The 7,608-nt window shown below is 70.1% G+C and carries 7 protein-coding genes; 3 read left to right on the forward strand and 4 right to left on the reverse strand.

The genetic code is table 11. The annotated features are described in order from the left end of the window. Nucleotides 1–46 precede the first annotated feature (46 nt). Nucleotides 47–379, forward strand: a complete 333-nt coding sequence (locus AC1D15_RS12180; RefSeq protein ID WP_477826170.1) for a DUF3325 domain-containing protein — start codon at nucleotides 47–49, stop codon at nucleotides 377–379. Between the two features lie 73 nt (nucleotides 380–452). Continuing rightward, nucleotides 453–1,577, forward strand: coding sequence for a hypothetical protein (locus tag AC1D15_RS12185; protein WP_477826171.1), 1,125 nt, complete (start codon nucleotides 453–455; stop codon nucleotides 1,575–1,577). Nucleotides 1,578–1,593: 16 nt separating this feature from the next. Here AC1D15_RS12185 and AC1D15_RS12190 read toward each other — a convergent pair whose 3' ends face one another. Next, nucleotides 1,594–3,306, reverse strand: a complete 1,713-nt coding sequence (locus AC1D15_RS12190) for a M14 family zinc carboxypeptidase (protein ID WP_477826172.1) — start codon at nucleotides 3,304–3,306, stop codon at nucleotides 1,594–1,596. A gap of 29 nt (nucleotides 3,307–3,335) precedes the next feature. Here AC1D15_RS12190 and AC1D15_RS12195 point away from each other — a divergent pair, with 29 nt between their 5' ends. Beyond that, the gene (locus AC1D15_RS12195; protein ID WP_465113988.1) at nucleotides 3,336–3,704 is read left to right on the forward strand and encodes a DUF1801 domain-containing protein; all 369 of its coding nucleotides are present in this window, start codon (nucleotides 3,336–3,338) and stop codon (nucleotides 3,702–3,704) included. Nucleotides 3,705–3,712: 8 nt separating this feature from the next. Here AC1D15_RS12195 and AC1D15_RS12200 read toward each other — a convergent pair whose 3' ends face one another. The 3 genes from AC1D15_RS12200 to AC1D15_RS12210 all read right to left on the reverse strand — a co-directional run. Continuing rightward, the gene (locus tag AC1D15_RS12200) at nucleotides 3,713–5,257 is read right to left on the reverse strand and encodes an Ig-like domain-containing protein (RefSeq protein WP_477826173.1); all 1,545 of its coding nucleotides are present in this window, start codon (nucleotides 5,255–5,257) and stop codon (nucleotides 3,713–3,715) included. 127 nt (nucleotides 5,258–5,384) lie between these two features. Further along, nucleotides 5,385–7,277 (reverse strand): alpha/beta hydrolase family protein, encoded by a 1,893-nt coding sequence (locus AC1D15_RS12205; protein WP_477826174.1) that lies wholly within the window; start codon nucleotides 7,275–7,277, stop codon nucleotides 5,385–5,387. A gap of 89 nt (nucleotides 7,278–7,366) precedes the next feature. Then, on the reverse strand, nucleotides 7,367–7,608 hold a 242-nt coding region (locus tag AC1D15_RS12210; RefSeq protein WP_477826175.1), incomplete at its 5' end, for a response regulator.

A 7,608-nucleotide genomic window follows, 5' to 3' on the forward strand; every position in this document is an offset into this window, starting at 1 on the left:
GTCGCCGAGACCGGCGCAGCGGCCCCGGACGACGCGGAGACCGCGAATGCCTAAGGGCCTGCTGTTGACCCTCGCACTGCTGTGCAGCGCCGGCGGCATCGCGTGGCTGGCGCTGGCGATGGAGGTGCACTGGCAGCAGGTGCGCGCCAGCGCGGCCGGGCCGGACCGGCGCACCGCGATCGGCCTGCGCGTGCTGGGCGGCGCCGCGTTGGCGGTGTCGTTCGGGGCCTGCCTGCTCGCCGATCACGTGACGATGGCAGTGCTGGTGTGGGTGATGTCGCTGGCGGCATCCGCCCTGCTGGTGGCGCAGGCGCTGGCCTGGCGACCCCGCTGGCTCGCGTGGCTGACAGCACCCTGGGCGGGAAGGCAATCCCACTGACGCGCAGTGCCTTTCCGCCGGGCGCGGCCGAGAATGGCGCCGCGCCATCGGGGCGTTCCACGGGAGAGGTTCGATGAAGACGACGAAGCTGCTGCAGGTTGCGGCGGGGGGCCTGGTGTCGCTGCTGACCGCCACGTCGGCATGCGCCGCGGGCTGGACGCTGACCGACCTGGGCACGGTGGGCGGCGCCGCCAGCGTCGCGGACGGCATCAACAACGCGGGCCAGGTCGTCGGCTATGCCGAAGCGGCCGACGGTTCGCCCCGCGCGGTGATCTGGACGGCCGGCATCGCGACCGTGCTGAGCCCGGGGCTCGGCCGCGCCCTCGCCGTCAATGCCAGCGGCGTGGCGGCGGGCAGCGTGCTCAGCGCCGACGGCACGGCGACCGATGCCGCGCTGCTGTCGCCCGCCGGCGTGGCCGACGTGGGCACGCTGGGCGGCAGCTTCGCGATCGTCGTCGGGATCAACGACAGCGGCCAGTTCGCCGGCTACTCGCGCCGCGCCGACGGCAAGGACCACGCCTTCCTCGCCACCGCCGCCGGCATGGCGGACCTGGGCACCTACGGCGGCGACTACAGCCAGGCGTATGCGATCAACAACGCCGGGCTGGTCGTCGGCTCCGCGTACGACGCCGCGGGCAAGTCGCGCTGCTTCCTGTCGAGCGGCGGCGGCCTGGTCGATCCGGGCACGCTGGGCGGCACGTTCTGCAATGCCTTCGCGGTGAACGACAGCGGCCAGGTCACCGGCAGCAGCGCCACCGCGGCCGGGATCGGCCATGCGTTCCTTCTTGGCGCGCAGGGCATGGTTGACCTGGGCACGCTGGGCGGCAGCAGCAGCCTCGGCAAGGCGATCAACCGGCACGGCCACGTCGTCGGCTCGGCACGCACGGCCGCCAACCAGACGCATGCCTTCCTGCACGACGGCACGACGATGGCAGACCTGGGCACGCTGGGCGGCACCACCAGCATCGCGACCGGCGTCAATGCGCAGGGCCAGGTCGTCGGCAACTCGACGATCGCCAGCGGCGCGAAGCAGCCGTTTTTCTACGCCGGCGGCGTGATGGTCAACCTGAACACCGCGGTGCCGGGGCTGTCGAACATCAACGCCGACAAGCTGTACCTGAACGATGCGGGGCAGATCGCCGGCACCGGCACCATCGGCGGCCAGCAGCACGCGTTCGTGCTGACGCCGCTCCCCTGATCGAGCGCGCGGCAGCTCAGGCTTGCGGCAGCTCGAGCAGGCGCAGCACCGGATACAGCCGCCACTCGGGCTCCGCATAGCGCTGCGCGGCGAGGAAGATGAAGCCGAGCACCGCATCGCGATCGCCGAGCAAGCCGGGGTGGGCCGCCTTCCATGCCTCGAAGCGATCGCGCAGGCCAGGCTCTTCGGCCAGCAGCCGCTCGGCCTCGTCCTCGAACACGTAGTCGCTGAAGGCCTCCTTCCTGTCGAGCACGCTGTCGAAGAACGCCCAGCGGAACAGGCTGTCGATGCCCAGCGGCTCCAGCACCTCGACGATGAAGCGGTCGTGCGGCCCGCCGAGCGGCACCAGCCAGTCGCCTTCGGCCACGTCGAAGAGGCGGGCCTCGGTCTCGACCTCCAGCTCATCGTGCAGGTGCCGGCCTTCGAACGGCGCCCGCCGTTTCTCGAAGTGCACGATGCGGCAGGCCTCGGCCCGCACGCGGTCGGCGCGCGCCACGCGCTGCAGGCTCACCCCGTGCGCCTGCAGGCGCAGCACCACGTCGTGCCAGGCCTGCGGCAGCAGGTAGGCACGCGGCGGCCGCACGCTGGCGGTGGGCTGCCAGCGGTCGAAGTACGCGATGTCCTTCTCCCACGGCGCCTTCCGGTCGTAGCGCAAGCGCTGGTAGCTGCCGAGGCGGCTCGGTTCATGCACCGCGGTGAAGCCGCCGAAGCGCACGGGCCGGCTGCGCTGCAGGTCGAGCTGCCAGTCGAGCGCGACCGGCGCGCCACCCGCGATCGCCGCGCGATCGGCCGCACGCGCGGCGCGGATCGCGTCACCGTGCGCCACGGTGTGCGCAAGCGCCGCTTCCACCAGCGCGCGCGTGCCGTGGTAGCGCGCCTCGAACGGCTTCAGCATGTGCGTCTCGGGCATGAAGCCGATCGTGTGGTGCAGCGCCGCGTAGCCGGTGGAGAAGCGCGGCGAGTCGAGGAAGTCGGCAATGCCGTCGTCCGGGATCTCCTTCAGCGTGTTCACGTACGGGCACATCGGGAAGCCGCGCTGCGCCATGCCGGCGTACAGCGCGGGCAGCATCGCCTCGCGCAGGTGCGCGCCGGTGCGGCCGCCGAGCTTGTCGGGCTGGGTCGCGATCAGCGTCACCACGTGCTGGTAGTCGGCACCGTTCGAGGTGTGGGTGTCGACCATCACGTCCGGGTCCCAGCGGGTGAACACCTGCGCGAAGCTGCGGGTGTTCAGGCTGTCGGCCTTGATGAAATCGCGGTTCAGGTCGAGGTGGCGCGCATTGCCGCGGAAGCCGAAGGCCTCCGGCCCGTTCTGGTTGACACGGCTGGTGTCCTGCCGGTTCAGCGCCCCGTCGACGTTGTAGACGGGGATGTAGACCAGCACGGTGCGCCCGAGTGCCGCGCGCCGTGCCGGATCGAGGCACAGGTCGCGCAACAGCGCCATGCAGGCGTCGATGCCTTCGGGCTCGCCAGGGTGGATGCCGTTGTTGTTGAAGAACACCGGGCGCCCGGCGGCCTTCACCGCCTGCGGATCGAAGACGCCGTCGGTCGAGAACACGCCGACGTGGATCGGCACGCCGGCGTCGGATCTTCCGGCCTCTTCGAAGCGCAGCCACCCACCGAACGCCTGCGCCAACCGCTGGTGGAAATCGATGCAGGCGCGCCAGGTGGTGGTCTGGTTGCCGTTGCCCCGCTCGAACGGGGTTGCCCAATCGTCGTGATGGATGTCCATCGCCGAAGTCTAGGCGGTACGATCATGCGATGCCGACACCCTCCGAACTCATCGACGAGAAGATCGCGGGCCTCGCCGACTGGCGCGGCGAGATGCTCTCGAAGCTCCGCAAGCTGATCACGCAATCCGACCGCGGCGTCACCGAGGAATGGAAATGGGGCACCGCCGCCTGGTCGCACCACGGGCTGATCTGCACCGGCGAGACCTACAAGAAGGCCGTCAAGCTGACCTTCGCGAAGGGCGCCTCGGTGCCCGACCCCGCGGGCCTCTTCAACTCCAGCCTCGACGGCAACGTGCGCCGCGCGATCGACTTCCACGAAGGCGACAAGCCGGACGCCGAAGCGCTGAAGGCCTTGTTCCGCGCCGCGATCGCGGTGAACAAGGCGTCGGCGTCCTGACCAGGCCTTCAGTCGCCGATGTGAATCGTCACCACCGCGGCACCGACGCCGCCGTGCCGGTCGGTGACGGCGTAGACGAAGTAGTCGACGCCGCTGGTCATGCCTACGGGCGGCGTATAGGTGACGGTGCGGCCGTTCAACACCGCCTGGCCGCCGAAGCTGGTGGCCGTGCCGGGCAACGCGTATGACAACGGCCCCCATCCGCGGTCGTGCGTGAGCCGGGACAGGTGAATCTGCGCGGGCACGCCGGCGGCCGTGCGGATCTCGGTGGAGGCCGCGTGGGGCGGCGTGTCGCGGCCGAGCGCGGCCACGCGCTGGTCGAGCCAGCCGGTGATGGATCCGATGACCGTGTTCTCGATGCCCAGGAAGCCGTGGTAGGCCAGCGGCCCGCAGACATCGGGCGACACGCCGTTGCCCGAGGTGGTGACGCGCACGCCGCCGGTGCCGATGCTGAACGACGCATCGTTGCCCGCGGCGACCAGGCTGTCGTAGAACGCGCGCGATCCGGCCGGCGAGACGCCGGCGCAGCCGTCCTCGGCATGCCACACCACCTGCGTGGGACGGCGCACGTACGAGGGCTGCAACATGGGCACGCCAGGCTTGCCCACCCACAGGCGGTGAGTGCCGTCACTGAGGTCCAGGGTGACGGTKCTGGAGCTGACGATGCCGGTGGCGATGAGGTTCTGCGCCACCACCGAGATCGCGCCGCGGCTGGTGCCGGACAGGAACACGGGCAGGCGGCCGGTGCCGAGCGATTCGAGCACGCGGAGGATGTCGACCGCATGGTCGACCGACACGCGGTAGTAGTCGGTCGCGGTGGTCACGTTCGTCGAGCCGGGCACCAGGCGCGGGCCGGGCACCGGCCGGTCCAGCGCCACGGCGAGGTAGCCCGCATCGGCCACGAGTTGTGCGGTGCGCACGACGAAGTTGTTGGCACCGCCGGTCACGTCGCCGGCGCCGGTGTCCAGGTTGCCGCGGATGGCCATGTTGAAGTCGCCGCCGCCGAGCAGCACCACCACCGCCTTCGGCGGCCTGCCGTCGGACGGCCAGTTGACGAAGTAGTCCATCGTCACCGGGCCGTCGATCGAGACGCGGGTGGTGGTGCTGCCGTAGTAGGCGCAGCCGTTGGACTTGGTGCGCGTGGCCAGCACGCCCTCCGGCGTGACGGTGCTGTCCTGCCGGCAGGTGGCCAGCGTGGCATCGCCGTAGACCACCAGGCGGGCCGTGCCTTCGACGGCGAGGCCGCCCCGGTCGGTGACGCGGTAGGTGAAGGAATCGGTGCCCGCGGTGGCCGGGGCGGCGTAGATCACGTGCCGGCCATCGGGCGAGACGGCGGCCGAGCCGGACTGCGGTGCCGACAGCAGCTCGATGCGGTGCGGGCCGCGCTGGTCGGCGTCGTCGACCAACGGCTTCAGCGTGACGACGCTGTCCGTGTGGACGGCGCGGCGGATCTCGGTGAATGTCGGGACATCGTTGCCCGGGCGGGGGTGGGCGTGGACAGCCGCCGCAGCGGCCACGAGCGCCAGGGCGGCGAGGGTTGCTTTCAAGGTCATGGGGGACTCCTCCGTGAGTGGCGGGGAGCGTACGACCAAGATTCGAGCGCCTCAAACCCTCTTGCGGGGGAGCCCTGCCAGGCCCGGCCGCAATTGCTGCCACCGCCTCGTCGGACGCGTCGCCGCGTCAGGGCTTCCCGGCGGGAGCGGGATTCGCGGCGAGGTGGCGGCCGAGAAATTCGAGGAGGGCCGTGTAGTAGCGCACGCGCGACTTCGTCGACGAGAAGCCATGCCCGTCGTCGTCGAACCACATCCATTCCACCGGCTGGCCGGCGCGCTTGAGCGCGTCCACCATCGCCTTGCTTTGCGAGAACAGCACGCGCCGGTCCAGGTTGCCATGCGCGATGAAGATCGGGATGCGCAGGCGATCCGCATGCTTGAGCGGCGAGACCTCGTCCAGCGCGCCGCGGTTCTTGTCGGGGTCGCCAATGCGATCGCGTGAGACCTCGCGCGAGAGAACGGTCGAGTCGTCCCACCAGCCGCTCGACAGCATGTCGGCCAGGTCGCTGACACCCGCGAAGCTGGCGGCGCAGCGGTACAGCGTGGGCGTCTTGATGGCGCCCCACATCGCCGCGTAGCCGCCGTAGCTGGCCCCGACGATGCACACCCGCGCGGGATCGGTGATCTTTTCCTGGATGAGGTGCTGGACGCCGTCGGTGATGTCGTCCTGCATGCTGCGGCCCCACTGGCGGTAGCCGGCATCCTCGAAGCGGCGGCCGAACCCCGTGGAGCCGCGAAACTGCGGCTGGAAGACCACGTAGCCGGAGTCCGCAAGCATCTGGACCTCGTCGTCCCACTCCCACCGGTCGCGAACATTCGGGCCGCCGTGGATCAGCACCACGGTGGGTGCCGGCGCATCGGAGCCGGTGGGCCGCGTCAGGTACGCCGGAATGCTCAGGCCGTCGCGCGCGGCGTACCGCATCGTCTGCTTGGGATGCATGCCAGCCGGATCGATCTTCGGCATCGCCGCGACGATCTCGCTCAGCTTGAACGTCTGCGTGTCCAGCACGTACCAGCGGCCCGGATCGACATCGCCATAGGAGGTGACCAGCACACGCCCGTTCTTGTCGCCCTGCAGGTCGTTGGTGCGCCCCGGCAGCGCGGCATCGATGCTGGTCTGCAGGCCCGCCCAGCGCGCGTCGAACCAGTAGGTGTGCGGGCGCAGGCCGCCGGTGATGACACKCTCGACGTTCGGCGCGTTGAGCCCTTCGATCAGCAGGATGTCGTCTTGCGCATGCGCCGCCATCACCTCGACATGCCGACGCGAGACGGTGTCGTACTTGAAGACGGCCCAGTTGTCGCGCCCCTGCCGCGATGCCACCGCCAGGGTATCGGCCTGCGGCAGCACGTCGAAGGGGTACCAGACCTCGTTGAATGCACTCGCCGGCCACTCCTGCAGGAGTTGCCAGTCCTCGGTCGACGCGCGGCGGTACCAGTTGCTGATCTTCGCGGTGCCGGACCAGCGGCTCGAATCGATCATCTGGACCGCGCGCAGTTCGCCCGATTCGTCGAAGGCCCAGGCCGCGAGCTTGCCGGACAACGAGACGCGGAACTTCTGCCGGCTGCCGGTGCGTGCGTTCACCAGATCGATGTCGTTGTCGTCGACGTCGCGGTAGACCAACACCGATTCGGCCAGCGGTCCGGTCTTGCTCATGCGCCGGATGAAGCGCTCGCCAAGCGTGGCGACCTGCTTGCCGGACAGGTCGATCGAGAACGACTCGCGGTTGTTGTAGTCGACCGCGAGAAGGTCGTTGGCCACCCAGTTCACCGCGATCGGGATCAGGGCGGATCGGTACCGCGGATCGTGCTCCGGCTTGGCCAGGAGCCGTGGCTGAGCCGCATCGCTCTCGAGGTCGATCAGGAAGGCGGCCGTGGCCGTCTTGACGTAGGCGATGCCCGCGACGTAGCGGCCGTCGGGAGACAGACTGAGCGAGCCCACCTGGGTGCCGGGCTCGGCCAGTGCGAGAAACGGGGCGGCCAGCAGGATCGCGGTCGCGAGGATGCGGGTGAGCATGTTCATGCGGGGAATTGTCGCTGGCGGATTGCTGCGCCCGCTGCGACCAAGGCCCGGCAGCACTGCGCCGTCGAACAAAAAATCGCAGCGGCTCGCTAGCCAGGGCCACGCACTTCGGGGCGTGCCCAGCGTGCAATCGTCGCGAAGGCCTCGTCGACCCRGATCGGCTTCGCGATGTGGTCGTTCATGCCCGCCGCCAGCACCTTCTCCCGGTCCCCGACCATGGCGTTTGCGGTCATCGCGATGACCGGCACGTCCTTCAGGTGCGGCTGCTGGCGCAGCATCCGGGTCGCGGTATAGCCGTCCATCACCGGCATCTGGCAGTCCATCAGCACGC

This window comes from Rhizobacter sp. P2_H2, from assembly GCF_056403375.1.